Below are 25,833 nucleotides of genomic sequence, written 5' to 3' on the forward strand. Positions count from 1 at the left end.
CCAATCGGCGGAGCACATTCCGGATTCTGAATTCCGCGCCCATGCGGTGCGTCACCGGAAAGTGCGGCCTGAATCAGCCCGCGGAGGCGGCCACTCAACTCCCGGCCGGGCGAGCATCGCGAGCACGGACAGCACGCGGCGGACCGCCGGTCGCAGGGTCAGAGGGCGTTGACGAGGGCCACGTAGACGGCGGTGCCGATGCCGACGCTCAGGATCGTGCGGCGGCCGCAGGCGAGGTGAACGCCCACCGTGACGGCCACGGCGAGCAGCGCGTACGGCGTCGTGTGCGGTGCCGCGGCCACGCTGCCGTGCAGGGCGGTCACGGCGAGGATCGCGAGGATGCCCACCGGCATCCACGCCGACAGCTGCCGCACGATCGGCGAGTTGTGCAGGGTGCGCAGCACCGCGAAGGGCACGGCCCGCAGCGCGAGGGTGATCGTGAAGACGATCGCGAGGACGGCGACCAGGTACGACGTGCTAGGCATCGGCGACCTCCTCGGCGGAGCAGCGGGTCAAGCGGCGAGCCGGGCGGCGGGTGGTGTACGCGTGGCGGGCGAGCAGCAGGGCGACGAACAGCAGCAGCGCGGTGAACATCGCGACGCCGGGAGTGAGGACGAGCGCGACCGTGACGCTGGCCCCGGCCAGCAGGACGGACGGGACCTCCTGGCGTGAACGGAACGCGTCCAGCGTGAGCACGGTGAACAGGGCGCACAGCGCGAACTCCAGGCCCTTGATCGGCCCGGGCAGGGCCGCGCCCAGGGCGACACCGGCCAGACCGCCGCCGACCCAGTAGATCTCGCAGGCGATCTGCATCGCCAGCAGACGGGACGCGGAGCGTTCCGCCTCGGGCAGGGAGGCGCTGACGGCGTACGCCTCGTCGATCATCGCGTAGACGGCGTACGCCTTCGCGAGCGGATTCCTGACCAGGTGGAGGGGAAACGAGAAGGCGTAGAACACATGCCGGAAGTTGACCACCAGGACGGTCAGCGCCACCGAGGCCAGTGGCGTGACGGTGGCCACCATGCCCACGAGCAGCAGTTCCAGCGATCCGGCGAACGCGGACAGGGACAGCGCGGGGGCGAGCCACCACGGCAGTCCGGCCTGGATGACCAGCAGGCCGAGCGCGATGCCCAGCGGGAAGATCCCGAGCCCCGCGGAGAAGGAATCGCGCACCCCCGCGGCGATGCGCCGCCGCTGAGTGTCCGGGGCGGAGGCCGGTGGGGGATCCGGCGCGGTTGTCTGGGTGGGTACGTCGTGTCGCACCTGCTCATCGTCTCGCGGAAGCCGCGCCATGTGGTTGCGAATATTGCGGGGTGGCCCCGTGATCGTGCAATCTTTGTGCCATGGATGCCATGGACCGAGCAATCATCGCCGAGCTGGAGCGGGACGGGCGGCTGACCAACGTGGAGCTGGCCCGTCGGGTCGGGCTCACCACCGGGCCGTGCCTGAGGCGGGTGCAACGGCTGGAGGCCGACGGGGTCATCTGCGGCTACCGGGCCGTCATCGACCCCGTCGCCGTGGGCCGGTCCTTCGAGGTGCTGCTCGACGTCAGCCTCGACTCCCAGGACGCGCAGACCACCGGACACTTCGAGCAGACGCTCACCCGGGCCGAGGAGGTGGTCGAGCTGCGGCGGCTGTTCAGCACCCCCGACTTCTTCGTGCGCGTGGCCGTGGCCGACCTGGCCGCCTACGAGACGTTCCTCAGCCAGCACGTCATGACCATCCCGCGGGTCAAGAACGTCACCTCGCACTTCACGATGAAGACCATCAAACCGGCCCCGTAGCCCCGCGATCCTGCCCGATGGCCCGCTCCATGGCGTGGCCGAGCGAGAAGAGCCGCTCCAGCCGGTCCGGGTGTCCGATGAGCTGGAGCCCCAGGGGCAGGCCGTGGCCGTCCCGGTGGCCCGGTACGGTCAGGGCGGGCAGGCCCAGGAGCTGCCACGGGCGGCTCAGGACCGGCGAACCGGTGGCCGCGAGGCCGCTGGGGGCGGGGCCGGGGGCGGCCGGGCCCAGTACGGCGTCCACATCGGCGAGCAGCGCAAGCATCTCGCCACGCCCCCGCTCCGCGACGGACAGCGCCTGCCGGTAGTCCGTGGCCGTGGTGGCGCGCCCAAGCGCGAGGAGTTCACCCAAGGGCGCACTCAGCCGCTCCGGGTGCGCGCCCTCGGTGGCCAGGGCGCGGGCGGCCTCGTAGGCCATGACCGTGGCGTGGGCCTCGATGAGCGCGGGTGTCCGCGCGGCCCAGTCGACGTCCACGAGCACCGCGCCGTCCGCCACCGCCCGGTCGGCAGTGCGCCGCAGGGCCGCGCGCATGGGTCCGCGATCTCGGCCAGTTCGGTACCCGGCCACACCGCCAGCCTCACCTGAGCGGGCGGTTCGGGCGGCGGGCCGGGGATCCGGTCCGCGCCGGTCAGCGCCAGGTAGGCGAGGTACAGGTCGGCGACGGCCGGGGTGAGGAGCCCGACCGCGTCGAGGCTGTGGGACAGAACCGCGAACCCGGTCGTGTCGAGCGCCCCGACCGGTGCCACGAAGCCCGCGACACCGCAGTACGCGGCGGGCCGGGTCAGCGAACCGGCGGTCTGGCTGCCGAGGGCCAGGGGCACCACGCCCGCCGCCACGGCGGCCGCGGAACCGCTGGAGGAGCCGCCGGGAGTGTGCGCGAGGTGATGCGGATTGCGGGTGGGTCCGGGCGCGAAGTAGGCGAATTCGGTGGTGACCGTCTTGCCCAGGGGAATCGCACCGAGCTGCCGGAGCCGGGCGACCAGCGGGGCGTCGGACGCGGCCACCCGGCCCTGCCGCAGGGACGAGCCGCATTCGGTCGGCAGGCCACGGACGTCGATGATGTCCTTGACCCCGAACGGGATGCCGCGCAGGAGCCCGCCCGGCGGCGGCGCGGCGTCGAGCTGCCGGGCGGCGTCCAGTGCCCCGCCCCGGTCGACCCGCGCCCACGCCCGGATGCCGGGCTCCGTCGCGTCGAGGCGTTCCAGCGCGCCGCCCACCGCATCGCCCGCGCGCAGCCCGCCCGCGGCCACCCGCGCGGCGAGGGCGGTCAGGGTCGTGGTTCCATGCCGCACTTCCGGCATCGGTGTCTCTCCCTTCCGGTGGGCTACGGCCGGCCTACAGCTCCAGGACGAGGCGAGCGGTGCGGGCCCGTGACACGCAGGGGGCGATCTGGTCCCCGGCCTCCTTCTCCTTGCGGGTCAGGCAGTTGTCCCGGTGGTCCGGTACGCCGTCGAGCACCGTGAGAACACAGGTGCCGCAGATGCCCTCGCGGCAGGACGTGCCGACCTCGACGCCGCCCTCCGCCAGCACATCCACGATGCTCCGCCCGGGCGGCACGGCGAACACCTCGCCGGTGTCCAGTTCCACCTCGAACGCGTCACCGGCCCCGGCCACCGGTTCCAGGGGCTGGAAGTGTTCGACGTGGACTCGGGTCCCGGGCAGCGGGCGGGCCGCCGCCACCTCCACGACACGTCGCATGAACTCCTTCGGGCCGCACGTGTAGACGTGCGTCCCGGGGTCCGGGTCCGCCAGCGCCCCGGCCAGCGCCCCGGGCTGTGCGTCCCGGCCGAGCCCGAAGTGGAACTCCACGTCAGCGGCGAACTCGGCGCTTTCCAGGAGCGGGACGAACGCCGCCCGCTCCCGGCTGGTGGCGAAGTAGTGCAGCCGGAAGGGCGCGCCCGTACGGCGGAGTTGATACGCCATGCTCAGCAGCGGCGTGATCCCGATACCGGCCGCGACCAGCACATGGCAGGCCGCCGCGGGCTCGATGCGGAAGAGGTTGCGGGGTTCGCTGATGACGAGTTCGTCACCGGCCCCGACCTGGTCGTGGAGCGCCGAGGACCCTCCCCGGGAGAGTTCCTCCCGCTTGACGGCGATCACATAGGCACCGCTGTCGTCGGGTGGCCCGCACAGCGAGTACTGCCGGGTGAGGCCACTGGGGCCCACCACGTCCACGTGCGCCCCCGCCTCGTACGGTGCGAACGGGAGGCCGTCGCGGCGCCGCAGCCGGAAACACTTCACGGCGCCGGTTTCGGCCGTCACCTCGCTGACCGTGACCCTGATCATCGTGTGCCTCACCTACAGCAGGAAGCCGGACGCGTTGACGGCGTCCTCGGAGTTGACCAGCCGGATGACCTTCTCCTGGATCAGCGGCTCGGGCCCGTCCAGCCGGATCCGGTGGGTGACGTCCGCGCCGAGTACGAAGGTCCGCTCCCGCCGGTGGCCGACCAGCACCTGCGCGGAGCTGAGCGTGACGGTGTCCTCGTTCGATGGCCGGGGCGATCCGGGGGGCGGCGAGGCTCATCAGCTCCGGCGCCACCGGGGACACCGGGCTCGCGGGGGCCGCCGGGGTCGCGGGGGTCTCAACGGACATCGGTCATCATCGCCTTCCACATCGCGTACGCCTCGCGCATACCGGTCTCGTCGGTGGCGTGCGCGACGCGCCCCTGATGGTCGTCCCGCTCCCGGGACAGACCCCGGTTCACCATGATCGGCACGCCGGGCCCGGCCGCCGCGCCGCGCTGGACCCGGTCCCATGCCTCGGAGTCGTCGGGGCTGCCGAACCCGAACGGCCCCTGGAAGTGCTCGTGGATCCGCAGCCGTTCCCGGTTGACGATCTCCGGGCCGCCGTCCAGGCCCAGCGCCAGATGCCGGATCTCCGTCTCGGCCACGGAGATGGGCCGCAGCACCCGGAAGAACGCCATCGACATCGCCACGTTGGGGAACAGGTTCAGGTTGAATCCGGCGCCGTGCATCGAGCGCACGATGCGCCGCACCGTCGCCGGATCGAACTCCCGGGACAGCTCCTCGACGATGTGGCCGAAACGCCCCTGCAACTGCTCGGTGCCGTCGTCCTCGTCGAGGTCGACATGTTCCGGCACCATGATCATGACGCTGTGGCCATGGCCGAGGGAGTGGGTGACCGCCTTCTCGTCGGTCATGAACGACAGCATCTCGGCGGTCTCCGCGTCCACGGAGGACATCCACGAGCGGTGCACGATCGGGAAGTGGTAGCCGTCGGCGGTGTTCTCCAGCTGGATCTTCCAGTTGCCGTCGAACCGGAACTTGTGCTCGCCCTGCACCTTGACCGGGTATCCGGCGCCCTGCTTCATGAACAGGTCCATCCAGTGCCTGGTCGGTCCCAGGAAGTCCGCGAGGGGTTCCACGTCCGGATTGAAGCTGGCGAAGATCATCCCCGCGTAGCTGCCGACCTTCAGCCGGTGCAGCGGGAAGTCCTTCTTCTCCAGGACGTCCTCGTAGCCGTCCGGGTACGGGATGCCGCGCAGCTTTCCGTCGAGCGCGTACGACCAGGCGTGATACGGGCAGGTGAAGCCGTTGGTGTACCCCGGGGCGCCTCGCACAGGCTGGCCCCGCGGTGGCGGCAGCGGTTCAGCAGGACGTTGATCCCGCCGCGCCGGTCGCGGGTCACGATCACCGGCTGCCGTCCGACCATCGCCGTCCTGAAGTCACCGGCGTCCGGGATCTCGCTCTCGTGCGCCACCCAGACCCAGGTGCGCTGGAAGATGCGTTCCATCTCCCGCTCGAACAGCTCCGGGTCGGTGTAGAGCGAGACGTCCACACGGTCTGCCCGGACCAGGTCGGCGGGCTCGCCGCCGGTGGCGCCGGGCTCAGTGGCGGGGTTCACGGATGTGTTCATTCCGTCGCTTCCTGTGAGTCATCGCGTTCGGCTGGTGCGGCGGCCCACTCGGCGTCCGCGGTCCAGTAGTCGCTGCCGTCGGCCCGGATGCCATGGCGCCACTCGGTGGTTCTGCGCAGGGTGGGTTCGACGGCCGCGCAGGCGGCGTCCGCGCCCTCGGGGCCTTCCTCTGCGGCGCCCCAGTGCACCCAGTTCAGCTCTCTGCCGTCCCGGTCGCGCAGGAACAGGTCCACGTGGTGCCAGCCGTAGGGGCGGATGTCGCGGTAGCAGGTGAGGAGCATCGTCCGGCCGTCGTCGGGCGCGGTCATCGGGCCGCCGCCTCGGCCGTCGCCACGTCTTCGGGGAGTACGGTCGTGAAGACGCGCTCGGTGCGGAAGTGGCGGATGCGGGCGGTGTCGCCGTCGATACGGAAATCCACCTCCAGCCGTGCCACGACGAGTTCGGAGGCTCCGGACGCGTACCGGGACAGCTGCTGCATCAGCCATCTCCCCCGGCCCCCGCCGCCGTTGACGGTTGTCGTGCCGGGGTGGAGCAGATGCACATTCGCCCGGAAGCGCGGGGTCGGCGGCAGATGCGCCCCCACCATCTCCGCGATGGCCCGCGCGCCGGTCGTACGGCCGAACTTCGCGGTGTAGAGCGGCCCGACGCCCTCCCATACGGCGTCCGGGGTGAACAGGTCCTCCAACCGGCCGGTGGCGTCCGGCGGCCGGGGGACGTCGCACAGCTCCAGGTAGCGGATCAACGTCCCGTGTGCGAGATGTTCGGGCGAGGACATGCGGGAACGGCCTCCTCTTCGTGCCACGTTGGCCCTGCGTCGGCCGCGTTTCCGATCACCGGCCGCGGCCTCCGTTTACGCATGGTGCGCGGAGGCTTCGAGGGAGGAAATGCCCATGGCCCGGTCACCGGACCGAAAAGTTGGCGGGGCTCAGCCCTTCACCGGTGCGACATCCCGGGTCAGCGCGCGGCCCGCCGCCCCGACCACCGGAGCCAGCTGGCGTACGTCCAGCCGCTCGGCCGGGCCGACCACGGTCAGCGTCGCCACGGCGACACCACCGGCGAACACGGGCGCGGCGACCGCCGCGTAGCCCGCGACCAGCTCCTGGCGGTCGACGGCGTAGCCCTGGCGGCGCACCTGCTCCAGCTCGGCCTCCAGCCGGGCCGGATCGGTGATCGTCCACCGGGTGCGGCGGCGCAGCGGTGAGGCCATGACGGTCTCGCGTATCTCCTCGGCGCCGAAGGCCAGCAGGGCCTTGCCCGACGCCCCGCAGTGGAACGGCACCCGGCCCTCGACCTCGGTGACGGCGACGCCGCCGCCGCGCTGGCTGAAGTACTTCTCGACGAAGAGCACGTCATGGTCCCCGGGGAAGGCGAGCACCACGGTCTCCCGGGTGGTCAGCGCCAGGTCCTCGAGGTAGCGGGCCGCGATCAGCCGCACCTTCCGCAGCAGGGAGTCGCCCTCCGGCTCAGCACGCATCGCCGCCACCTTCCTCCCGCGTGAGCCCGCGTGAGCAGGTGCGGGGTCAGGCAATGAGCATCGTGCAAAGCGTCGGCCCGCTCAAGAGTCCGGGTGTTCACCGCACACCGGCGGGCCGGAACTGGACGCTGATCCGCGGCCCGGTCGTCCGCGAGGTCTTGGGGATGGCGTGTTCCCAGGTGCGCTGGCAGGAGCCGCCCATCACGATGAGATCGCCGTGTCCGAGCGGATGCCGCACGGTGGCCCCGCCGCCACGGGGGCGGAGCAGCAGATCGCGCGGCGCGCCGACGGACAGGATGGCGACCATGGTGTCCTCGCTGCTGCCGCGGCCGGTCCGGTCGCCGTGCCAGGCCACGCTGTCGCGCCCGTCGCGGTAGTAGCACAGCCCGGCCGTGGTGAACGGCTCCCCCAGTTCGGTGGCGTAGTACGCGGAGAGCGCGTCCCGGGCCTCGGTGAGGACGGGGTGGGGCAGGGTGTCGTCGGCTCCGTAGAAGGCGAGCAGCCGCGGGACCTCCACGGTCCGGTCGTACATCCGCCGCCGCTCGGCCTTCCAGGGGACGTCGGCCGCGAGGTGCGTGAACAGGTCGTCGGCGCCTCGCAGCCATCCGGTCAGCAGGTCGGTCCAGGCCCCGTCGCCCAGCCCGGTCCTGCGCACTCCGCGCAGCGGGCCGATGACGGCGTCGTCGGCCTGGTCGAAGAGCGAGCCCTGTAGATACGCGCCCATAGCGGCAGTGTACCCAGGAAATCGAGCATGTGTGCGATGACGTGGCTAGGGAGCCCACCGGATGTTCGGGTTCAGCTGGCCGGTCCAGTTGAAGACGGCCATGTTGTCCCAGCCGTCCCCGCTGTTGTTGATGTCGGCCGGGTCCCAGCCGTTGCCGGGCACCGCGTACCAGGTGGGCTCCCAGTAGAAGACACCGATCGCACCGGCGTTGCGGGCGGTGTTCTGGACGTCGGTGAAGTTGGCGGCCTGGCCCGCCCAGGTGAGCGGATAGCCCGAGCAGCCAGAGGTGACGGAGTTGCCGGTGCTGTCGGCGTTCGCCGTGGTGAAGGGGTACGCGGTCTCGGCGATGACCACGTCCTTGCCGTACCGGGACCGCATGTCGGCGGTGACGTCGTACAGGGTGGACAGCGAGCCGTGCCACATGCAGTAGTACGACAGCCCGGTGATGTCCCAGCTGACGCCCTTCGCCTTGATCCCGTCGTAGAACCAGCGCGCGTGTGCGTCGCTGTCCGCGTTCGCGGTGTGGATGATCACCTTGGTGCCGCCGTTGCACGCCTTGGTGGCGTTGTAACCCGCCTTGAGCAGGAGGCTGAGGTTGGTGAAGTCGTTGTTGACCACTTTGCCGTCGTTCCACAGCATGCCGACGTTGATCTCGTTGCCGATCTGCACGCTGTCCGGGGCCGTGCCCTGGGCCTTGAGGCTGCCGCACACGTCGTAGGTGTAGTTGTAGACGTCGGTCTGCAGCTGGCCGATGCCGTGGCTCGCCCAGGCCGCGGGCTTGCGCTGATTCCCCGGGTCGGCCCAGGTGTCCGAGTAGTGGAAGTCGACCAGCAGCCCCATCCCCTTGGCCTTGGCCTTCTTCGCGTAGGCCAGCACCTTGGCCTTGTTGTTGTAGCCGCTGGCGGGGTTGTTCCAGACCCGCAGGCGGACGTAGTTCACTCCGGCGCCCTTGAGGATGTCGAGCGGGTCGCCAGCCTTGCCGTTTCCGTCGTAGTACGGGGCGCCGAGGTCGAGGGCACGCTGCGCGGTCGACACATCGGCGCCGCGCATGCTGAGCGCGTTCACGGCGGACGCCTTGGCGGGCACGGTGAGCAGGGCCGCCGCCAGGGCGAGCACCGTGGCGAGCAGGGCGGCCCGGAGCGGGTGCGGGCGCCCGGGCCCGGGTCTGTACGCGGTCACCGTGTCCTCCTCCGGTCCGGCACGGCGTCCGGGCCGGGCGCGTGGCCGACCGGGGCCGCGATGTGTGCGGCGGCCGCGGTTCCGGGGGCGGTGCACGGCTTGCCGTTCAGGGTGACGTCCCGTGGCGCGGGGTTGGTGCCGGTGTAGGCGCCGTTGAAGCCGATGGCGGTGGAGCCGCCGGTGGCCAGGGCGGCGTTCCACCCCGCGTCCTTCACGGTGACCGCGGTGGCGCTCTGGCGCCACGTGCCGTTCCAGCCCTGGGTGACCTTCTGGTTGCCGGGGAAGGAGAAGCCGAGCTGCCAGCCGTTGAGGGCGGGGCCCTTGTTGGTGATCGTGACGGTGGCCGTGAAGCCGGTGCCCCAGTCGGTGGTCACCTGGTAGTCGACCGTGCAGGAGGCCGCCGGGGCCGCGGCCGTGGTCACCCGTACCGGGGCCGATGGCGGGGAGCCGCGTCCGGCGGTGTCCTTGGCCACCACGCGGAAGGTGTAGGCGGTGGCCGGGGACAGCCCGGTGACGGTGGCGCTCGTGGCGGGGGCGTCGACGGTGGCGACCGGGGCGCCGGTGGTGTCGCCGGAGTACACCTCGTAACGCGCCACCGGGGACGATCCGGCGGTGGAGGCGCCCCAGGTGAGGGTGGCCCGGTCGGACGCCACGGCGGTGGCGGACGGGGTACCGGGCGCGGTGGGCGGGTTGGCCTCGGAGGAGCCGGCGGGCAGCACGTACTCGGTGATGGAGTAGGCCGGGAAGGTGGCGGTGAAACCGCCGTTGGTCAGCGGCTGATCCGCCAGGTGCTTGATCGCGGTGACGTCGTCCTGGCCGTAGCGGTAGACCTGCGCCGCGCCACCCGGCGCGGTGGCGCCCGTCACGGACACCGGGGCGGTCAGATCACCGGTGGTCTTGTTGACGACGAGCACGGTCAGCGCCTTGTCGCCGCTGCGCTCGGCCGCGTAGACCGCGAGCTTGTCCTGATCGGCGCTGGCGGCGCGGACCGCGGTGTCGCCGAACGAGCCGCCCTTGCCGTCGTAGTTGCGGAACATGCGGAACGCGAAGGCGCCGGGCTCGGTGGACGTGGGCGGATCCCACAGGGTCGCGAGGTCCAGCCCCTCCCGTCCGAAGATGCCCAGCACATCGGCCTGGGCGAGGGCCCCGTTGATGTGGTCCAGCGCGCCCCAGTTGTACTCGGTGATGGCGAGCTTGGTGCCCGGATAGTTCTCGTCGACCAGGGAGTGCATGCGCGGGATGAACTGGACGGGCTGGTTGATCCAGCTCTCGTCCACGTACGCCGGGTCCCACAGCTGCCGCGTGGAGCGCAGCCGCAGCTCCTGGGTGGCCGCGTCCACGCCGCCGCCGAACACCCCGGTCTGCTGGGGGTAGATGTGCTCGTCGAAGTAGTCCAGGATGCGGCGGTCGTGGGTCTGCTCGTACGCCTTCATCTGCTGGAGGTACCAGGGGGCGAACAGCTGCCCGCCATGGGCGGCCCGGTCGGGCGGGTTGGACCAGCAGTCGCCGCCCTTCTCTCCGCAGGTCTTCTGGTCGAGGCCGGAGTAGATCAGGGAGTTGAAGCCCCAGCCGACCGGGCCGAGGGTCTGCGCCCTGGGGTCGGCGTCCTTGATGGCGGCGGCGGTGGCGTACGTACTGTCGCGCATCTCGTCGTAGCCCGTGCCCTCCGGGTGGACGTCGCGATGGGTGCTCCACCACAGGTCGGGCTCGTTGTCGAGGTTGTAGAAGCGGACGCCGCCGTCGTTCGCGGCGCCGTAGGCGCCCTTCAGGTACTCGACCCAGCCCTTGGTGAACTCCGGGCCCGCGGGGATGCTGGTCTCGGCCGGGTCGTTGCCGGTGACGTTCGTACCGTCGGTCTTCACACCGTTGCCGCAGTCGGGCCGCCACTGGGCGTCGTTCGCCTTCTGGGGACCGTACTTGGCGATGCTGAAGCCGCAGGCGGCGTTGCGCTCCCCGGTCGTCCAGCCGCTCATGGGCACGGTCAGCACGGTGTCCGTGCCGGTGCGGCGGTCCTGCTCGACGAACTTGTTCGCTTGCGAGCCGTCCGGGAGCTGGGCGGTGCCGTTCTCGTAGTACAGGTTCTCGAAGTACCAGTCGTGGCCCGCGTTGTACGCGTCGAGCTTGTAGTTGTAGCGGCTGGTGGCGTTGCCGCCCCAGCGCCGGACCGGCAGGCGCAGTTCCTCGGCCAGTGCTTCGTCGGCGAAATTGATTCCGTAGATGTGCGGGTCGATCGCCTTGCGGCCGGTGGTGGTGTCGACGCTGAGGGCAGGGCCTTCCGCGGCGGAGGAGGCGGCGGACCGCGCTCCCCCTCCGGTTAAGGCGCTCGCCTGGTGGGGGCCTGCCAGACCGGCGGCGGCCACCAGCAGCACCACGGCCGCCGACGCGGCTCTCGGAGTCATGCGCGTGTCTCCTTCGGGGCGGCCGTGCTGACGACGGGACATGGAGAGGTGACGAGGAGATGGGAGCGCTCCCACCTCAGCGCATGGTCAAGGAGCCGCGCAGGAGTGTCAACCTTCTCGACCGAACCCGGCGACAGTTCCCCCACTCCGCACGTCGTACGCGTGGATCCAGCCGAAGTCCTCGGGCACGGTGGCCAGTTTGCGGTCGCGCCGCTCCGCGGCGGGTCCGTCGGGCAGGTGCAGCAGGTCCGATGTCACCCACGAGCTGCGCTGCACCTGCCGGGTGCGGGCGCGGCGCAGCCGCTCGTAACGGCTCAGCGCCGAGCCGTGCGCCCCCGGCCCATCGGCCCCGGCCAGACAGCCCGCCAGGGTGGCGGCGTCCTCGATGGTCTGGTTGGCGCCCTGCCCGTGGTGGGGCAGCATGGCGTGCGCGGCGTCGCCGAGCAGCACCGCGCGCCCGCGGGCCCAGCGCCGCAGCGGGTCCTGGCCGAACAGGGCCCACCGGTCGCTCTGCGGGGCGCCGGTGACCATCTCGGCCATCGCCGGATGCCATCCGTCGAACGCGGCGGCGAGTTCCCCCGGGGCGGCCTCGGCACGCCAGGAATCGGCGGTCCAGCGGGCGGGGCCCCGGACCACCGCGAGGAAGTTGATCGTGCCTTCCCGGTCGATCGGGTAGTGCAGGACGTGTGCGCCCGGTCCCATCCAGAACTGGATGGCCCCCGGGTCGGGCAGCGACGGCACCCGTTCGGCGGGGACCAGGCCCCGGAAGCCGCTGGTGCCCGAGTACACGGCGGGCTCACCGGCGTGGATCCAGCGGCGGACCGAGGAGTGGACGCCGTCGGCGCCGACCACAAGGTCGAAGCGGGTGTCGCCGGGGCCGTCTTCCAGTTCCAGGCGCATGCCGTCGCGTTCCTCGACCAGGCCGCGCACCCGCGCTCCGAGGTGCAGCCCGGCCCGGCCCCACGCCGTGCTCAGGATGGTCTGGAACACCGCCCGGTGCACACCGCGGTACGCGCCGCCGTACCGCTCGCGGTACACCTCGCCGACCGGGTGAGCGGCCACCCGGTGGCCGTCCCGCCAGTGGCGGTAGACCAGTTCGGTGGGGACCGCTGAGGCCTCCGCGAGTGCGGCGCCGAGGCCGAGTTCGTCCAGCAGCCGGGTGGCGTTGGCGGACAGCGCCACCGCCGCGCCGGTCTCCTTCAGCTCCTCCGCCTGCTCGAAGATCTCGGCGTCGATGCCGCGCTGCCGCAGGAAGAGCCCGAGGGTCAGTCCCCCGATGCCCGCTCCCACGATCGCCACGCGCGGTGCAGCCGTGCCCATGGTGTGTCCGCCTCCGTTCCTCGTCGTGCTCGTCGTGCTCGTTGCGCTCGTTGCGCTCGTCGTTCGTTTCCTCATGCCCCGGCGTCGTCTGCCGCCAGGTCGGAGGGGTGCTGGGCCAGGGGTGTGACCTCGATCGTCATGTAGGGGAAGAGCGGCAGGTTCCACAGGATCCGGTGCAGTTCCTCGTTGTCCTCGACGTCGAAGACGCTGAGGTTGGCGTACTGCCCGACGCAGCGCCAGATGTGCGCCCAGGTGCCCGCTTTCCGCAGCTCCTGGCAGTACGCCTTCTCACGCGCCACCAGGTCCGCGCGCACCCCGGGGTCGAGGTCGCGCGGGATGTCGACGTTCATCCGTACCGCGAACAGCACCGCGCATCACACCTTGTCGAGGACGAAGTCGTAGGTGACCTCGCGGCCACTGCCGTCTGCCGCGGGGCCGGGGTCGAGGATGAGTTCGGGCTTCACGGCCTGGGCGATGTCATCCGCGACATGACTGCCGCCCTTGAAGTACAGCTGGGTGGTGACGAGTTGGTGGCCGGGCGCCGACACCTTCAGATGGAGGTGTGCGGGGCGCCAGGCGTGCCAGCCCGCGGCGGAGATGAGCTGGCCGCAGGAGCCGTCGGTGGGGATCTGGTAGGGCGCGGGTTCGATGGTCTGAATCCTGAAGTGGCCCTGACCGTCGGCGACGACCGTGCCGCGCAGGTTCCACTCGGGCAGGCCCGGGGCGTACTGGGAGTAGTAGCCGTCGTTGTCGGCGTGCCATATCTCGATCACGGCACCCGGCAGCGGGGTGCCGTCCACACAGGTGGCCTGGCCCTGGAAGAGCAGCGGCGTGCCCTCCTCGCCGTCGCGCATGGGCAGGGTGGCGTCGGCGGGCAGGCTCGGTGCGCCGGGGACGTAGTACGGGCCCTCGATGGTGCCCTTGCTGCCCTCGCGGTTCTCGTTCGCCACCTCTTCCACGACGTGTTCGACCCACACGTCCAGGAACAGCGGCCACTCGCCGTCCTCGCCGACCTGGATCAGCCACGCCTTGAGCGCGTCGTACTCGGCGTAGGTCAGCTTGTGGCGGCGGATGATGTCGTGGGTGGCGGCGAGGAGTTCGGAGACCAGGGTGTCCACGCGTGCGGTGTCGGCCCCGGCGGCGCCGGTGTGCCGCTTGGTGCGGAACCGCTCGGTGGCGGCGGCACCGGACGCGGCGGCGGTGGCCTGCTCGGCGGGCCGGTCCGTGCTGATGTCGGTCATGGTCGCGTTCCTTGTCTGTCCGTCGGTCGTGGGCGGTATCGGATGTCGTGTCAGCGGTCCTGGCGGTAGCGGGCCAGCTTGCCGGGGTCGACGGCTATTCCGAGCCCCGCGCCCTCACGGACCCGCAGGGTGCCGTCCGCGATGGTCAGCGGCTCGGCGAGGAGGTCGTCGGACATGTCGAGGAAGTTCGAGAGTTCGCCCGGGTGCCGGGAGGCCGTCCGGTGGGCGGCACCGAAGGCGACCGCGCACAGCGTGCCGATCTGGCCGTCGATCTGGTTGCCCATGACCACCTCGACGCCCAGCCCCTCGCACTGGTGCAGCACGCGCTGGGAGGCGGTGAACCCGGTGCGGGCGGTCTTGATGCTGATGGCGGTGGCGGAGCCGCCGAGGAGTTCGCGGGTGACCTCGGCGGCCCGGGTGGCGCTCTCGTCGGCGATGAAGGGGATGGGGCTCTGGGCGACCAGCCAGCGCCGTCCCAGCACATCGTCGGCGGGGCACAGCTCCTCGGCGAAGGTGAGGCCGAGGTCGGCCATCTCGCGCAGGGCGCGCGCCGACTCGGACGCGGTCCAGCCGCGGTTGCCGTCGATGTACAGCCCGGCGTCCGGGCCGAGGGCGTCGCGCAGCGCCCGGCAGGCGTCGACGTCGGCACGGTAGGGCTGCCGTCCGACCTTCACCTTGAACGTGGTGATGCCGTAGGTGTCCCGGACCCGCAGCGCCTCGTCCACCATCTCGCCGGTGGGCGCGAACCCGACCATGTGGCTCACCCGCATCCGGTCGCCGAAGCCACCGAGCAGGGCTGACACCGGCATGCCCGCGGCCTGGCCGAGGATGTCCCACAGGGCCATGTCGACGGCGGCCTTGGCGGTCGGGTTGCCCACCGTCCGGTCGAGCTTGTCGTGGACCGCCTCCCGCTCCAGTGGCGTCAGGCCCAGGATCTGCGGCGCGAAGATCTTGTCGATCACGGCCACGATCGACTCCTGGGTCTCGCCGTAGGTGTACGGCCGAGGCGGTGCCTCGGCGGTCCCCGTCAGGCCCTCGTCCGTGTGCACACGTACCAGGACGTGGTCGGCGGTGTGGACCTCACCGCTCGCGAACCTCAGAGGCTTCTCGTAGGGGATGGCGAAGGGAATGGCCTCCACCTTGACGATCTTCAATGCCGCTCTCCTTCGAGTCCCCTTCGAGAAACACGTCTTCGAGAAACACGTCGTTCTGCTCCAGCGCCTTCAAGAGGTTCCGCAGCAGCGGTGAGTCGTCGTCCTCGCGCCAGGCGAGGTCCAGCCGGACGCACAGCGCGTCCTCGATGTCCTTGCACACGACTCCCTCGCGCGGTGCGGAGCGGATCGAGTCCGGCAGCACGGCGACCCCGAGCCCCGCCGCCACGAGGGCGAGGGCGGCCGAGGTCTCGGTGACCTCGTAGGCGCGGTGCGGGTAGAAGCCGGAGGCGAGACAGCTGCGGATCACCGCGTCGCCCACGACGGAGCCGAGCGCGGCCTCGTACATGATGAAGTTCTCGTGCCGCAGCTGCTCCACGCGCACGGAGTCGGCCTCGCCGAGCCAGTGGCCCTCGGGGACGGCGGCCACCAGGGGCTCCGTGGCGATGGGGCGGTGGACGATGCCCTCCTGGCGCACCGGCGGACGCAGTACGCCGACGTCCAGGCGCCGCTCGGTCAGCCCCGCTTCCTGGGCGGGTGTGAGCATGTCGGTGTGCACCTCCAGGATCACCTGCGGCAGCTCGCGCTTCACCAGCCGGGCCAGCACGGGCAGTTGGCGGTACGAGGCGGAGCCCGTCAGCCCGATCCGGAGCACACCTTCCGCGCCGGAGGCGAACCGCCCGACCCGGGCCACCGCCTCGTCGACCGCCGTGAGGATCCGTTCCACATCGGTACGGAACACCTCACCGGCCCCGGTCAGGGCGACGTGCCGGGTGGTGCGGGCGAACAGCTCGACCCCCAGCTCCGTCTCCAGTCGCCGGATCGCCTGGGACAGCGGGGGCTGGGCCATGTGCAGCCGCTCCGCGGCCCTCCCGAAGTGCCGTGTCTCGGCGACGGCCGCGAAATACCGGAGCTGCCTGAGTTCCATCGGAAACTCCCCTCACACTGCGCCTCAGCGTAGGGAACGCGTCCCATACACCACAAATACCTGGTCGCAGCCTATTGAGACGGGAGAGATATCAATAGGAGTTCGGTGCGGGAGCTGGTCAGCCCGCGCTCCAGATGTCGGGCCGGGAGCCGTCGGTGTCGGTGAATCCGTACTCCGCGGCGAGCTGGGCGGAGCTGACGGACCGCTGATTCCACCGGGCCCGGCCGGGGTCGGCGGCCAGCGCGGCGATGCCGCGCCCGGCGCCACGGGTCGCCCCCGCGACGACGGCGACCCGTCCGCGCAGCGCCTCGTGATCCGGTGACCAGTTCACCCGATGAGTGTCGCACGCACGCCTGAGCGCGCGATGGCGATGAGGGCGCGGTGGCGAAAACGCGGTCAGCCGGTCGGCAGCAGGACGACTCCGTCCTGGTCGGCGTGGAGGATGTCGCCGGGGGTGAAGGTGACTCCACCGAAGGACACGGGCACGTCGACCACGCCGCGCCCGGCCTTGCCGCTCTTGCGCGGGGTGGTGCCGAGGGCCTGGACACCGACCCGCACACCGGCGAGGGCGGCGCTGTCGCGGATGGCTCCGTACACGACGACACCTGCCCAACTGGACGTCGCAGACGCGCAGGCGGTCGCCGAACTGATCGGCGAGATCGGCGGTGGCTTCAGCGGTTATCACCATTGCATTAAAATACAGGTTGATACAATCTGCCACGTCGAACATCTTCAGGGACGGTGCGGGGGACGGGCCCGAACGGCCGCGTACACGACCGACGAGCTGCGGTCGACGGTGACCACCTACCGATGGGAGGCCGCCTGCGGCGTGGCGTTCGACGTGGCCGCGACAGCGGCACGCTCCGGCCGTCCGGCGACGCACTGTCCACGGGGTCACCCGTGTGCGTCGTCTTCTCGCGGCCGCCGCGGAGCGGCCGAACCTCCTAGGATGCCTCTTAGGATGAAGTGTCCTCGTCCACCACACGCAGAGCGCAGGGGCTGATGTCGCGGCCGAATCTGACCACCTCCATCGCCACCCGCCTGGTGGACCTGATGCGCCACAGCGGCCTTGAGGAGGGGGCGCACGTCACCGAGCAGTGGGCGGCGGACGCGCTGGAGGTCTCGCGCACCCCCGTCCGCAAGGCCATGGTCTTCCTCACCGAGGTCGGCATCCTCGCCCGGGTCCCGAACCGCGGCTTCTTCCTCGCCCGCGGCGCGGCCACCCTGACCCGGCGCGAACTGTCCGAGGACACCGACGTCGAGCAGGAGGCGTACTTCCAGATCGCCGACGACTATGTCGGCGGCCGCTTCACGGGCGCGTTCACCGCCGCCGACGTCAGCCGCCGCTACCACTTGACGCCGCGCCAGGCCGACCGGGTGCTGGCCCGGATGGACGGCGAGGATCTGGTGCGCCGCAGGGCGGGCGGCCGGGGCTGGGAGTTCCAGCACGTCCTCACCACCGTCGAGGCGCACGACCAGAGTTACCGCTTTCGGATGATCATCGAGCCCGCGGCGCTGCTGGAGCCCGGCTTCACGGTGGACACCGAGGCGTTCACACGGCACCGGCGGCAGCAGGAGGCGCTGCTGCGCGGTGACATCCTGCTGCTGCCCCGGGCCGAGCTGTTCCAGGTCAACGCCTCGTTCCACGAGATGCTGGTGGGCTGCTCGGGGAATCAGTTCCTGCTGGACGCCGTACGTCGGCAGAACCGGCTGCGCCGCCTCATCGAGTACCGCCACCAGATCGACCGCTCCCGGCTGACCCTCCAGGCCCGTGAGCATCTGCGCCTGCTGGACCTGGTGGAAGGTGGCGGCATCGAGGAGGCGTCGGCGTTCCTCCAGGGCCATCTGGACAAGGTCCGGTCCCTCAAGACCGGGATGGACCCGGAAGCTTGAGGAGTGCCGCTCAGGTGCGCAGCGTGGGCCGGGGCGCCTCCTCGGGCACCGGCGGCTGGGCCGGGGTGCGACTTGAAGCTGTACATGCCGGTAGCCCACGCCCAGGCTGCCCGCCTGGTGGACGACGTACATCCAGCGCCAGCCGCTGAGGCCGAACCAGTCCACCAGGTCCCGCTGAGCGGTCGAGTGGTTGTATCAATGAGCGGCTTGAGACAATATTGAGCGAGCATGCAGCCGCGTCAAGAGACCGAAGCCATGGTTTTGAGTTCCTTGACGTTCCGATGGCATCGCGCCGGTACCGCTCCGGGCGTGCCGCCTACGACAGCAGGGACCATGAGCGCTGACCGCACCGCCGTGCTCACCGTGGACGGCCACCCGTACCGCTACCTGCCCCTGGACCGCCTCCTGCCGCGCGCGGAGCGGGACGCCCTCCCGTACGCGGTGCGCGTCCTGCTGGAGAACGTCGCGCGGCGCGCTCCCGGCGCGCTGGCGGATGTCGTCGGCCGGGCCCGGTCCGGCGGCGGGACCTGCGAGGTGCCGGTGCATCCGAACCGGATCATGCTGCACGACACCACGTGTCTGCCCGCCCTGGCCGACTTCGCGGCCATGCGGGACAGCGTCGCGGAACTGGGCGGCCAGCCGGAGCGGCTGCAGCCCGCCATCCCGGTCGACCTCACCGTGGACCACTCCGTCATCGTCGAGGAATACGGCCACCCCGACGCCGTCGAGCGCAATCTGCTGATCGACTTCCGCCGCAACCGGGAGCGCTACGAGTTCGTCAAGTGGGCCGAGCGCAGCGTGCGGAACTTCCGGGCCGTCCCGCCCGGGACCGGCATCATCCACCAGGTCAACATGGAGGTGCTGGCACGGGTCGTCTGGCAGCAGGACGCACCCGGCGACGGCCCGCCGTGGCTGTACCCGGACGTGCTCGTCGCGACCGACAGCCACACCCCGATGATCAACGCCCTGGGCGTCGTCGGCTGGGGTGTGGGCGGGCTGGAGGGGCAGGCGGCCATGCTGGGCGAGCCGGTCACCATCCCGTACCCGACGGTGGTGGGCGTGCGGCTGACCGGCCGCCTGCGGCCCGGCGTCGGCGCCACCGACCTCGCCCTCACGCTGACCGAGCGGTTGCGCGCCAGGGGCGTGGTGGACAGCTTCGTGGAATTCTGCGGCACGGGCGTCACGACGCTGGGCTGGGCGGAGCGCGCCGCGGTCGCCAACATGGCGCCCGAGTACGGAGCCACCTGCGTGTTCTTCCCGTACGACGACGAGACCGCCGCGTATCTGCGGCTCAGCGGACGGGACGAGGCACACGTCCGGCTCGTCGACGCCTACCTCGACGCCCAGGGCCTCAAGCGCACCGAGGACCGGCCCGAACCCCGCTACGACGATGTCATCGACCTCGACCTCGGCACGGTGGAGCCGAGCATGGCCGGGCCGAACCTCCCCCACCAGCGGCTGTCGCTGTCGCGGGTGCCCGCGTCGTACCGTACGGCGACGGCGGCCACCGCCCGGGAGACGGCCCCGGACACTGACGGTGCCTTCGGCGAACCGCTTCCCGAGGGCCCGGTGGCCATCGCGTCGATCACCAGCTGCACCAACACCGCCAACCCGGCGCTCATGGTGCAGGCGGGGCTGCTCGCCGAGCGGGCCGTCCGGGCCGGGCTGACCGCCAAGCCCTGGGTGAAGACGTCCCTCTCCCCCGGCTCCCGGGTCGTCGAGGAGTATCTGCGGGCGGCCGGGCTGCTGCCCGCCCTGGAGGAGACCGGCTTCCACATCGTCGGCTTCGGCTGCATGACCTGCATCGGCAACTCAGGACCGCTGCACCCGGCGATGGAAGACCTCGCCGAGCGCGGCGCGGTCGAGCCCGTCGCCGTCCTGTCCGGCAACCGCAACTTCGCCGGACGGGTCAACCCCCGCACCCCCCTGTCCTATCTGGCCTCCCCGCCCCTGGTCGTGGCCTACGCGCTGGCCGGTTCGATCCTGCACGACTTCGGCCACGACCCCCTGGGCACCACCCCCGACGGCCGTCCCGTCCACCTGAAGGACCTCTGGCCGACGGACGAGGAGGTCAGCGCCCGCATCGCCGAGCACGTCCGCCCCGAGCTGTTCCGGGCGAACGCCGCCCGCCTCCACCACGGCACCGAGGCCTGGCGCGGCGTCGAGGCCCCGGGCAGCACCCGTTTCCCCTGGAGCCCCGAGTCGACGTACGTCCGCTGCCCGCCTCATCTGACCGGACTGTCGGCCACGGCCCCGGACCGCGTCACCCTGGGCCGGGCGAAGGTGCTGCTGCACCTCGGTGACGACGTCACCACCGACCACATCTCCCCCGCGGGCCGGATCCCCGCCGACAGCGCGGCGGGGAGCTGGCTGACCGAGCGCCAGGTCGCCCGCCGCGACCTCAACCAGTACTCCACCCGCCGCAGCAACCACGAGGTCATGCTGCGAGGCGCCTTCACCAACCCGGCGGTGACCAACCTGCTGCCCGGCACCCGGGCCGGGGCGGGCGCCCACACCCACACGGCCGACCGCACCCGGGTGATGCCGGTGCACGAAGCCGCGCCCACCTACCGCGACGCGGGCTACGACCTGGTCGTCGTCGCGGGCCGCAACTACGGCGCCGGTTCCAGCCGCGACTGGGCCGCCAAGGCGCAGGCCCTGCTGGGGGTGCGCGCGGTCGTCGCGGAGTCGTACGAGCGCATCCACCGCAGCAACCTGATCGGCATGGGCGTCCTGCCCCTGGAGTTCCCCGAGGGCGACAGCGCGTCGGCACACGCGTTCACCGGAGAGGAGGAGCTGTCCTTCGAAGGGCTCGGCCATCTGAGCGTCGGCTCCAACCGGGTGATCTTGCACCTCCACGGCGACGGCGGCCGCCACACCACGGCCGAGCTGCGGCTGCGGATCCACTCCCGGCAGGAACTCGCCTACCTGCGCCACGGCGGCATCCTGCCCTACGTGGTCCGCCGCTCCCTTCAGGCCCCATGATGGCCCTGCGGGGCAAGATGGCGTCGAAGAGAGACGGTGGGCATGGACTGGGAGAGCTTCGCGGAGCAGATGGCCGGGATGGCGCGGGACCTGCTGGCGCAAGACTCGGTCGACGCGACGCTGGAGCGGATCACCGCGGGCGCCGTGGAGAACGTCGAGGGGTGCGACGCGGCGGGGATCCTGGTTCTCCACGGTCAGCAGGTGGAAACCCTGGCCCCGACCGACGGGCTGGTGGTCCGCTCCGATCAGTTGCAGGAGCGGACCCGCGAGGGCCCGTGCTTCGACGCCGCGCGCCACAGCGAGCCCGTCTACCGGATCCGGGACTTCGCCGAGCCGCAGGAGAAGTGGCCCGAGTACGGGCGCGCTGCCCGCGACCTGGGCGTGGGCAGCATGATGGGGTTCCTGCTCTACACGAGGGAAGAGGAACTCGGTTCGCTGAACCTGTACTCACGGAGTACGGGCACCTTCACCAAGGGCAGCGAGACGGCGGGGTGGCTACTGGCCTCACACGCCGCGGTCGCGTTCTCCAGCGCCCGCACCGCCGACCAGCTCCAGCAGGCGCTCTCCACCCGTCACACCATCGGCGAGGCCATGGGCATCCTCATGGAACGCCTCAAGATCGGTGAGGACGATGCCTTCAATGTGCTGCGGCGCGTGTCCCAGCAGCGCAACATCAAGCTGCGGGACATCGCCCGGCAGGTCTGTGAGAGCGGCGGCATCGACGACTGACGGCCGCCGTGCCGCCGCAAAGCGGCTCCACCGGCCCGCATTCTGGACCGGAAGAGCCTGGCCATCGCGTTCCCCCGGGGGACTCACTGACAGCGTGGGGCGCGGGTACCCGACGCCCCAGCCCGTATGCATTCCCGCCGCTCCCGATGACGGACGATCGGCGGGCACAGGCTCAGCGGGCGACGGGCTCAGCGGGCGAGCGCCGGGATGACGCCGCCCGCGAGGACCGCCTCGCACTGCCGGGGGGAGAGCCGGTGCCGCAGCAGGTACTCCTCGTCCCGGGTGGCGTTGCGTACGCGGAGGGTCCGGTCGTCCGTCCGGGCGAGGGCCTCGTGCAGACCGGACAGAGACAGCCGGTCGTCGGCCTCGATGCGCTCGTAGTCGCCGGGGGCGTCGAATTCGAGCGGCAGGACACCGAAGTTGGCGAGGTTCTGCCAGTGGATGCGGGCGTACGACGTCGCGATGACCGCTCGTAGCCCGAGGTAGCGCGGGGTGATGGCGGCGTGTTCGCGGGACGAGCCCTGCCCGTAGTTCGCACCGGCCACGATGAAGTGTCCGGTGTCGTCCCGCACCGACGCGGCGCGCCGCGGGTAGTCGGGGTCCAGCCGGGTGAGGGTGAACTCGGCCAGCTTCGGGATGTTGGACCGGTAGGGCAGGGCCTTCGCCCCGGCCGGGGAGATCTCGTCCGTCGAGACGTCGTCACCGGCCTTGAGCAGGACCGGCCCTTCGAGCGTGTCCGGCAGCGGATCGAGATCGGGCAGCGCGGAGATGTTGGGGCCGCGCACCAGTTGGACGCGGCGGGCCTCGTCCGGCGGCAGCGGTGGCTCCAGCATGGCGTCGTTGACCGACGGCGGCTCGGGCGCGTGCGGCGCGGGAGGGTCCGTCGACAGGCGGTCGGCCCAGTCACGCGGGTCCGTGATGACGCCGGTCAGCGCGGACGCCGCGGCGGTCTCCGGCGAGCACAGCCACACCGCGTCGTCCTCGGTGCCGGAGCGGCCGGGGAAGTTGCGCGGGAAGGTACGCAGCGAATTGCGCCCCGCCGCGGGCGCCTGCCCCATGCCGATGCAGCCGAGACAGCCCGCCTGGTGGATACGGGCACCAGCGGCGATCAGGGCGAACGTGGCACCGGAGCGCGTCAGGTCCTGCAGGATCTCGCGGGAGGTGGGGTTGACGTCGAAGCTCACCCCGGGCGCCGTCTGGCGCCCCGCCACCATGGCCGCCGGTACGGCGAAGTCGCGGAACCCGGGGTTGGCGGAGGAGCCGATGACCGCTTGCCCGATGGGCTCCCCGGCCGCCTCCCGGACCGGTACGACGTTGCCCGGCGAGGTGGGACGTGCGATCAGCGGCTGCAGGGACGACAGGTCGATCTCCTCGTCGAGGTCGTACGAGGCGTCCTCGTCCGCGACGATCTCGGTGAAGTCCCCGCCCCGGCCCACCCCCTCGAGGAAGCGGCGCACCACGTCGTCGGAGGGAAAGACGGTGGTGGTGGCGCCGAGTTCCGCGCCCATGTTCGCGATGACGTGCCGGTCCATGGCGGTGAGGGAGGCCAGACCGGGCCCGTGGTACTCCAGCACGCGGTGGATACCGCCCTGCACCCCGTGGCGGCGCAGCATCTCCAGGATCACGTCCTTGGCGCTGACCCAGGGCGGCAGTTCCCCGGTCAGCCGGATGCCCCAGATCATCGGCATGGTGAGGTGGAGCGGCCGTCCGGCCATGGCGAGGGCGACTTCCAGGCCGCCGGTGCCGATCGCCAGCATGCCGAGGGAGCCGCCCGCGCAGGTGTGGGAGTCGGATCCGGCGAGTGTCCTGCCGGGGGCGCCGAAGTGCTGCATATGGGTGGGGTGGGAGACCCCGTTGCCGGGCCCCGAGAACCACAGGCCGAAGCGGCGGGCCGCCGAGCGCAGGAAGAGATGGTCCTCGGCGTTGCGCTCGTCGGCCTGCAGGATGTTGTGGTCGACGTACTGGACGCTGACCTGCGTACGGACCCGGTCCAGCGCCAGCGCCTCCAGCTCCTGCATCACCAGGGTGCCGGTGGCGTCCTGGGTGAGCGTCTGGTCCACACGCAGGGCGATCTCCTCCCCCGGCGCCATGCGGCCGGACACGAGGTGGTCGCCGATCAGCCGCTGTGTCACGGTGCCGTGTGCGCGGCCACGGGGCAGACCCATAGCGCTACCGCCTTCCGGTGCGGCGCGGCCGGACGGTCCGGGCGCCACCATGCGGGTTCCCTTCAGGGGCGGCTGTGACGGCCGCGCGGCGGCACCGTCACCCGGACGGGGGCACGGGGCCGCCGCGTCAGGCGCGTGAGGTGAGGATGCTGAGCGCGTTGGCCGCGACGATGGCGCCGATGCTCGCCCACTCGGTCCACCCCAGGCTCTGGCCGAGGATGATCCATCCGACGACCGCGGCGAGGACCGGGTTGACGCTCATGAAGAGCCCGAAGGTCTGGGCGGGGACACGGCGCAGGGTCAGCAGGTCGGCGAGGTAGGGCACGGCGGAGGAGAGGACACCGGCGGCGATGGCGTAACCGGCCGCCCCCGGCGTCGGCGGGTGCCGCACGGCGATGACGATGCCGACGGGCAGGAACAGCAGGGCGGAGAGGGCGGCCGCAGCCGCCGACCCCTGCAGTCCGGGGACGCGGCGTCCGACGGTGCGGTTGAGCAGGATGTACGACGCCCAGCAGGCGGCGGCCAGCAGCCCGAGGCCGAGGCCCAGGTAGTCGGTGGAAGGCTGAGGGCGCATCAGGGTGACCACGCCCGCCAGGGCCACCAGCGCACAGCACGCGTCCGTGCGGCGGCGCGAGGCGGACAGGGCGATCGTGAGCGGGCCGAGGAATTCCAGGGTCACCGCCAGCCCGAGGCCGATGCGGTCGATGGCGCTGTAGAGGGACAGGTTCATGGCGCCGAAGACCAGGGCCAGCAGCAGCACCGGCCACCACTGCCGCTTGGTGAAGGACCGCAATCGGGGGCGGCCGACGGCCAGCAGGACGATGGCGGCGACGTACTGGCGTACCGCGACGACGCCGGTGGCTCCGAGGACGGGGAAGGCGAGGGAGCCGATCGCGGCCCCGGTCTGGTTGGACAGGCCGCTCCCGGCCATGGTGAGCACCCCGGCCAGCGGCCGCCCGGCCGGCGCCGGGTCCGGGAGTCCCGGACTCGTGGGTGACGTAGCGGTCCGGTGCTCGGGGGCGGAAGCGGGGGCGTGGGCTGCGTCCATGCCCCGATCGTGGAGCCGGGTGACCGTTGCGCAAAATGCGTTCCACGACGCACCTATACGCTGTGGTTATGGATGTGGAGCTGCGGCAGTTGCGCTGTCTCGTCGCGATCGTGGACGAGGGCACCTTCACCGATGCCGCGATCGCGCTCGGGGTGTCCCAGGCGGCCGTGTCCCGCACCCTGGCCTCGCTCGAACGCGCCCTCGGGGTGCGGCTGTTGCGGCGTACGTCCCGGACGGTGACCCCGACCGGTACCGGGCTGCGGGTGGTGGCGCAGGCCCGGCGGGTGCTCGGGGAGGTGGACGACCTGGTGCGGGAGGCCACGTCGGGCCACACCCGGCTGCGGATCGGCTACGCCTGGTCGGCGCTGGGCAGTCACACCCCCGCCTTCCAGCGCCGCTGGGCGGCCGCCCACCCGGAGACCCGGCTGCACCTCGTCCGGGTCAACACCGCCACGGCCGGTCTGGCGGAAGGGGCCTGTGACCTGGCCGTACTGCGCAAGCCGCTGGAGGACCAGCGCTTCGACTCGGCCATCGTGGGGCTGGAGCGGCGGCTGTGCGCGATGGCGGCGGACGACCCCCTGGCCCCGCGCCGCTCCATCAGACTCGCCGACATCGGCGACCGCACCCTGCTGGTCGACCGGCGGACCGGCACCACCACCCCCGAGCTGTGGCCGCCCGGTGCCCGCCCGGCCACCGAGGAGACGCATGACGTCGACGACTGGCTGAACCTGATCTCCATGGGCCACTGCGTGGGGATGACGGCCGAGTCGACCGCGCACCAGTATCCGCGGCCCGGCATCGTGTACCGGCCGGTACGCGACGCCGAGCCGATCGCGGTGCGCCTCGGCTGGTGGCGGGACGATCCGCATCCCGCCGGGCAGGCCGTGATCGAACTGCTCACCGCGCTCTACCGGGCGGGGTGACCCGCGGCCTGCCGG

General features: G+C 71.7%; 27 protein-coding genes and 1 pseudogene. 5 read left to right on the plus strand and 23 right to left on the minus strand.

Features of this window, described 5'->3' with window-relative positions; all coding sequences use genetic code 11:
* Positions 1 to 158 precede the first annotated feature (158 nt).
* Positions 159 to 485: a branched-chain amino acid transporter permease gene (locus ACZ6CL_RS31535; RefSeq protein ID WP_468941905.1), complete on the minus strand. Its 327-nt coding sequence runs from the start codon at positions 483 to 485 to the stop codon at positions 159 to 161.
* Positions 478 to 1,263, minus strand: coding sequence for an AzlC family ABC transporter permease (locus ACZ6CL_RS31540; protein WP_468941908.1), 786 nt, complete (start codon positions 1,261 to 1,263; stop codon positions 478 to 480). Before ACZ6CL_RS31540 ends, ACZ6CL_RS31535 begins: the two co-directional genes overlap by 8 nt.
* 80 nt (positions 1,264 to 1,343) lie before the next feature.
* Between ACZ6CL_RS31540 and ACZ6CL_RS31545 the strand changes: the two genes are divergently transcribed.
* Positions 1,344 to 1,784: an Lrp/AsnC family transcriptional regulator gene (locus ACZ6CL_RS31545; RefSeq protein WP_468941911.1), complete on the plus strand. Its 441-nt coding sequence runs from the start codon at positions 1,344 to 1,346 to the stop codon at positions 1,782 to 1,784.
* On the opposite strand, the gene ACZ6CL_RS31550 is transcribed toward ACZ6CL_RS31545, so the two are convergent.
* The 19 genes and pseudogenes from ACZ6CL_RS31550 to ACZ6CL_RS31640 all read right to left on the minus strand — a co-directional run bounded on the left by ACZ6CL_RS31550 (position 1,768) and on the right by ACZ6CL_RS31640 (position 16,750).
* Entirely contained in the window at positions 1,768 to 2,199 is a 432-nt protein-coding gene (locus ACZ6CL_RS31550) for an amidase family protein (protein WP_468941914.1), read from the minus strand. The two genes, ACZ6CL_RS31545 and ACZ6CL_RS31550, sit on opposite strands and share 17 nt — an antisense overlap.
* Positions 2,142 to 3,083, minus strand: a complete 942-nt coding sequence (locus ACZ6CL_RS31555) for an amidase family protein (protein WP_468941917.1) — start codon at positions 3,081 to 3,083, stop codon at positions 2,142 to 2,144. Before ACZ6CL_RS31555 ends, ACZ6CL_RS31550 begins: the two co-directional genes overlap by 58 nt.
* 34 nt (positions 3,084 to 3,117) lie before the next feature.
* Complete coding sequence (locus ACZ6CL_RS31560) at positions 3,118 to 4,068, minus strand: PDR/VanB family oxidoreductase (protein ID WP_468941919.1); 951 nt, start codon at positions 4,066 to 4,068, stop codon at positions 3,118 to 3,120.
* A 12-nt stretch (positions 4,069 to 4,080) separates the two neighbouring features.
* A complete protein-coding gene (locus tag ACZ6CL_RS31565; RefSeq protein ID WP_468941922.1) occupies positions 4,081 to 4,236 on the minus strand; it encodes a hypothetical protein in 156 nt (51 codons plus the stop codon).
* Between the two features lie 128 nt (positions 4,237 to 4,364).
* Positions 4,365 to 5,195, minus strand: coding sequence for an RHO alpha subunit C-terminal catalytic domain-containing protein (locus ACZ6CL_RS31570; protein ID WP_468942088.1), 831 nt, complete (start codon positions 5,193 to 5,195; stop codon positions 4,365 to 4,367).
* Positions 5,196 to 5,215: 20 nt separating this feature from the next.
* A complete protein-coding gene (locus tag ACZ6CL_RS31575; protein WP_468941925.1) occupies positions 5,216 to 5,659 on the minus strand; it encodes an aromatic ring-hydroxylating oxygenase subunit alpha in 444 nt (147 codons plus the stop codon).
* A complete protein-coding gene (locus tag ACZ6CL_RS31580; RefSeq protein ID WP_468941928.1) occupies positions 5,656 to 5,967 on the minus strand; it encodes a hypothetical protein in 312 nt (103 codons plus the stop codon). Before ACZ6CL_RS31580 ends, ACZ6CL_RS31575 begins: the two co-directional genes overlap by 4 nt.
* Complete coding sequence (locus tag ACZ6CL_RS31585; RefSeq protein WP_468941930.1) at positions 5,964 to 6,434, minus strand: nuclear transport factor 2 family protein; 471 nt, start codon at positions 6,432 to 6,434, stop codon at positions 5,964 to 5,966. The genes ACZ6CL_RS31580 and ACZ6CL_RS31585 overlap by 4 nt, the downstream gene beginning before the upstream one ends.
* A gap of 150 nt (positions 6,435 to 6,584) precedes the next feature.
* A complete protein-coding gene (locus ACZ6CL_RS31590; RefSeq protein WP_468941933.1) occupies positions 6,585 to 7,133 on the minus strand; it encodes an IclR family transcriptional regulator in 549 nt (182 codons plus the stop codon).
* Between the two features lie 97 nt (positions 7,134 to 7,230).
* Positions 7,231 to 7,857: an alpha-ketoglutarate-dependent dioxygenase AlkB gene (locus ACZ6CL_RS31595; protein ID WP_468941936.1), complete on the minus strand. Its 627-nt coding sequence runs from the start codon at positions 7,855 to 7,857 to the stop codon at positions 7,231 to 7,233.
* Positions 7,858 to 7,902: 45 nt separating this feature from the next.
* The gene (locus ACZ6CL_RS31600) at positions 7,903 to 9,036 is read right to left on the minus strand and encodes a glycoside hydrolase family 53 protein (RefSeq protein WP_468941939.1); all 1,134 of its coding nucleotides are present in this window, start codon (positions 9,034 to 9,036) and stop codon (positions 7,903 to 7,905) included.
* Complete coding sequence (locus ACZ6CL_RS31605) at positions 9,033 to 11,435, minus strand: glycoside hydrolase family 44 protein (protein WP_468941941.1); 2,403 nt, start codon at positions 11,433 to 11,435, stop codon at positions 9,033 to 9,035. The genes ACZ6CL_RS31600 and ACZ6CL_RS31605 overlap by 4 nt, the downstream gene beginning before the upstream one ends.
* Before the next feature lie 108 nt (positions 11,436 to 11,543).
* Positions 11,544 to 12,755, minus strand: coding sequence for an FAD-dependent monooxygenase (locus tag ACZ6CL_RS31610; protein WP_468941943.1), 1,212 nt, complete (start codon positions 12,753 to 12,755; stop codon positions 11,544 to 11,546).
* Between the two features lie 71 nt (positions 12,756 to 12,826).
* Positions 12,827 to 13,123, minus strand: a complete 297-nt coding sequence (gene catC / locus ACZ6CL_RS31615) for a muconolactone Delta-isomerase (RefSeq protein WP_468941946.1) — start codon at positions 13,121 to 13,123, stop codon at positions 12,827 to 12,829.
* A gap of 6 nt (positions 13,124 to 13,129) precedes the next feature.
* Positions 13,130 to 13,996, minus strand: coding sequence for a catechol 1,2-dioxygenase (gene catA / locus ACZ6CL_RS31620; protein WP_468941948.1), 867 nt, complete (start codon positions 13,994 to 13,996; stop codon positions 13,130 to 13,132).
* A 50-nt stretch (positions 13,997 to 14,046) separates the two neighbouring features.
* On the minus strand, positions 14,047 to 15,150 hold the full coding sequence (locus ACZ6CL_RS31625) for a mandelate racemase/muconate lactonizing enzyme family protein (RefSeq protein ID WP_468941950.1): 1,104 nt from the start codon (positions 15,148 to 15,150) through the stop codon (positions 14,047 to 14,049).
* Positions 15,077 to 16,075, minus strand: a complete 999-nt coding sequence (locus tag ACZ6CL_RS31630; RefSeq protein WP_468941953.1) for a LysR substrate-binding domain-containing protein — start codon at positions 16,073 to 16,075, stop codon at positions 15,077 to 15,079. Before ACZ6CL_RS31630 ends, ACZ6CL_RS31625 begins: the two co-directional genes overlap by 74 nt.
* A 118-nt stretch (positions 16,076 to 16,193) precedes the next feature.
* Positions 16,194 to 16,334 (minus strand): annotated as a pseudogene (locus ACZ6CL_RS31635) (short-chain dehydrogenase); the annotation flags it as partial.
* 137 nt (positions 16,335 to 16,471) lie between these two features.
* Positions 16,472 to 16,750 carry an RraA family protein gene (locus ACZ6CL_RS31640; protein WP_468942092.1) on the minus strand — a complete coding sequence of 93 codons (279 nt, stop codon included), beginning with the start codon at positions 16,748 to 16,750 and terminating at the stop codon, positions 16,472 to 16,474.
* Positions 16,751 to 17,077: 327 nt separating this feature from the next.
* Between ACZ6CL_RS31640 and ACZ6CL_RS31645 the strand changes: the two genes are divergently transcribed.
* From ACZ6CL_RS31645 to ACZ6CL_RS31655, 3 genes are all read left to right on the plus strand, one after another.
* The gene (locus ACZ6CL_RS31645; RefSeq protein ID WP_468941956.1) at positions 17,078 to 17,968 is read left to right on the plus strand and encodes an FCD domain-containing protein; all 891 of its coding nucleotides are present in this window, start codon (positions 17,078 to 17,080) and stop codon (positions 17,966 to 17,968) included.
* Positions 17,969 to 18,301: 333 nt separating this feature from the next.
* A complete protein-coding gene (acnA, locus tag ACZ6CL_RS31650; protein ID WP_468941959.1) occupies positions 18,302 to 20,953 on the plus strand; it encodes an aconitate hydratase AcnA in 2,652 nt (883 codons plus the stop codon).
* A gap of 42 nt (positions 20,954 to 20,995) precedes the next feature.
* Complete coding sequence (locus tag ACZ6CL_RS31655) at positions 20,996 to 21,682, plus strand: GAF and ANTAR domain-containing protein (RefSeq protein ID WP_468941962.1); 687 nt, start codon at positions 20,996 to 20,998, stop codon at positions 21,680 to 21,682.
* A gap of 188 nt (positions 21,683 to 21,870) precedes the next feature.
* Here ACZ6CL_RS31655 and ACZ6CL_RS31660 read toward each other — a convergent pair whose 3' ends face one another.
* A complete protein-coding gene (locus ACZ6CL_RS31660; RefSeq protein WP_468941964.1) occupies positions 21,871 to 23,847 on the minus strand; it encodes an aconitate hydratase in 1,977 nt (658 codons plus the stop codon).
* A 127-nt stretch (positions 23,848 to 23,974) separates the two neighbouring features.
* Positions 23,975 to 24,895: an EamA family transporter gene (locus ACZ6CL_RS31665; RefSeq protein WP_468941966.1), complete on the minus strand. Its 921-nt coding sequence runs from the start codon at positions 24,893 to 24,895 to the stop codon at positions 23,975 to 23,977.
* Between the two features lie 68 nt (positions 24,896 to 24,963).
* Between ACZ6CL_RS31665 and ACZ6CL_RS31670 the strand changes: the two genes are divergently transcribed.
* On the plus strand, positions 24,964 to 25,818 hold the full coding sequence (locus ACZ6CL_RS31670) for a LysR family transcriptional regulator (protein WP_468941969.1): 855 nt from the start codon (positions 24,964 to 24,966) through the stop codon (positions 25,816 to 25,818).
* Positions 25,819 to 25,833 lie beyond the last annotated feature (15 nt).

Source organism: Streptomyces sp. NPDC041200, assembly GCF_055591805.1.

Coding starts and splice junctions, on each gene's coding strand:
- ACZ6CL_RS31670 (WP_468941969.1), top strand. CDS start 24,964: ATGGATGTGGAGCTGCGGCAGTTGCGCTGTCTCGTCGCGATCGTGGAC.
- ACZ6CL_RS31610 (WP_468941943.1), bottom strand. CDS start 12,755: ATGGGCACGGCTGCACCGCGCGTGGCGATCGTGGGAGCGGGCATCGGG.
- ACZ6CL_RS31645 (WP_468941956.1), top strand. CDS start 17,078: ATGTCGCGGCCGAATCTGACCACCTCCATCGCCACCCGCCTGGTGGAC.
- acnA (WP_468941959.1), top strand. CDS start 18,302: ATGAGCGCTGACCGCACCGCCGTGCTCACCGTGGACGGCCACCCGTAC.
- ACZ6CL_RS31535 (WP_468941905.1), bottom strand. CDS start 485: ATGCCTAGCACGTCGTACCTGGTCGCCGTCCTCGCGATCGTCTTCACG.
- ACZ6CL_RS31570 (WP_468942088.1), bottom strand. CDS start 5,195: ATGATCTTCGCCAGCTTCAATCCGGACGTGGAACCCCTCGCGGACTTC.
- ACZ6CL_RS31560 (WP_468941919.1), bottom strand. CDS start 4,068: ATGATCAGGGTCACGGTCAGCGAGGTGACGGCCGAAACCGGCGCCGTG.
- ACZ6CL_RS31580 (WP_468941928.1), bottom strand. CDS start 5,967: ATGACCGCGCCCGACGACGGCCGGACGATGCTCCTCACCTGCTACCGC.
- ACZ6CL_RS31555 (WP_468941917.1), bottom strand. CDS start 3,083: ATGCCGGAAGTGCGGCATGGAACCACGACCCTGACCGCCCTCGCCGCG.
- ACZ6CL_RS31590 (WP_468941933.1), bottom strand. CDS start 7,133: ATGCGTGCTGAGCCGGAGGGCGACTCCCTGCTGCGGAAGGTGCGGCTG.
- ACZ6CL_RS31605 (WP_468941941.1), bottom strand. CDS start 11,435: ATGACTCCGAGAGCCGCGTCGGCGGCCGTGGTGCTGCTGGTGGCCGCC.
- ACZ6CL_RS31655 (WP_468941962.1), top strand. CDS start 20,996: ATGGACTGGGAGAGCTTCGCGGAGCAGATGGCCGGGATGGCGCGGGAC.
- ACZ6CL_RS31575 (WP_468941925.1), bottom strand. CDS start 5,659: ATGAACACATCCGTGAACCCCGCCACTGAGCCCGGCGCCACCGGCGGC.
- catA (WP_468941948.1), bottom strand. CDS start 13,996: ATGACCGACATCAGCACGGACCGGCCCGCCGAGCAGGCCACCGCCGCC.
- ACZ6CL_RS31660 (WP_468941964.1), bottom strand. CDS start 23,847: ATGGGTCTGCCCCGTGGCCGCGCACACGGCACCGTGACACAGCGGCTG.
- ACZ6CL_RS31585 (WP_468941930.1), bottom strand. CDS start 6,434: ATGTCCTCGCCCGAACATCTCGCACACGGGACGTTGATCCGCTACCTG.
- ACZ6CL_RS31665 (WP_468941966.1), bottom strand. CDS start 24,895: ATGGACGCAGCCCACGCCCCCGCTTCCGCCCCCGAGCACCGGACCGCT.
- ACZ6CL_RS31630 (WP_468941953.1), bottom strand. CDS start 16,075: ATGGAACTCAGGCAGCTCCGGTATTTCGCGGCCGTCGCCGAGACACGG.
- ACZ6CL_RS31545 (WP_468941911.1), top strand. CDS start 1,344: ATGGATGCCATGGACCGAGCAATCATCGCCGAGCTGGAGCGGGACGGG.
- ACZ6CL_RS31550 (WP_468941914.1), bottom strand. CDS start 2,199: ATGGCCTACGAGGCCGCCCGCGCCCTGGCCACCGAGGGCGCGCACCCG.
- ACZ6CL_RS31595 (WP_468941936.1), bottom strand. CDS start 7,857: ATGGGCGCGTATCTACAGGGCTCGCTCTTCGACCAGGCCGACGACGCC.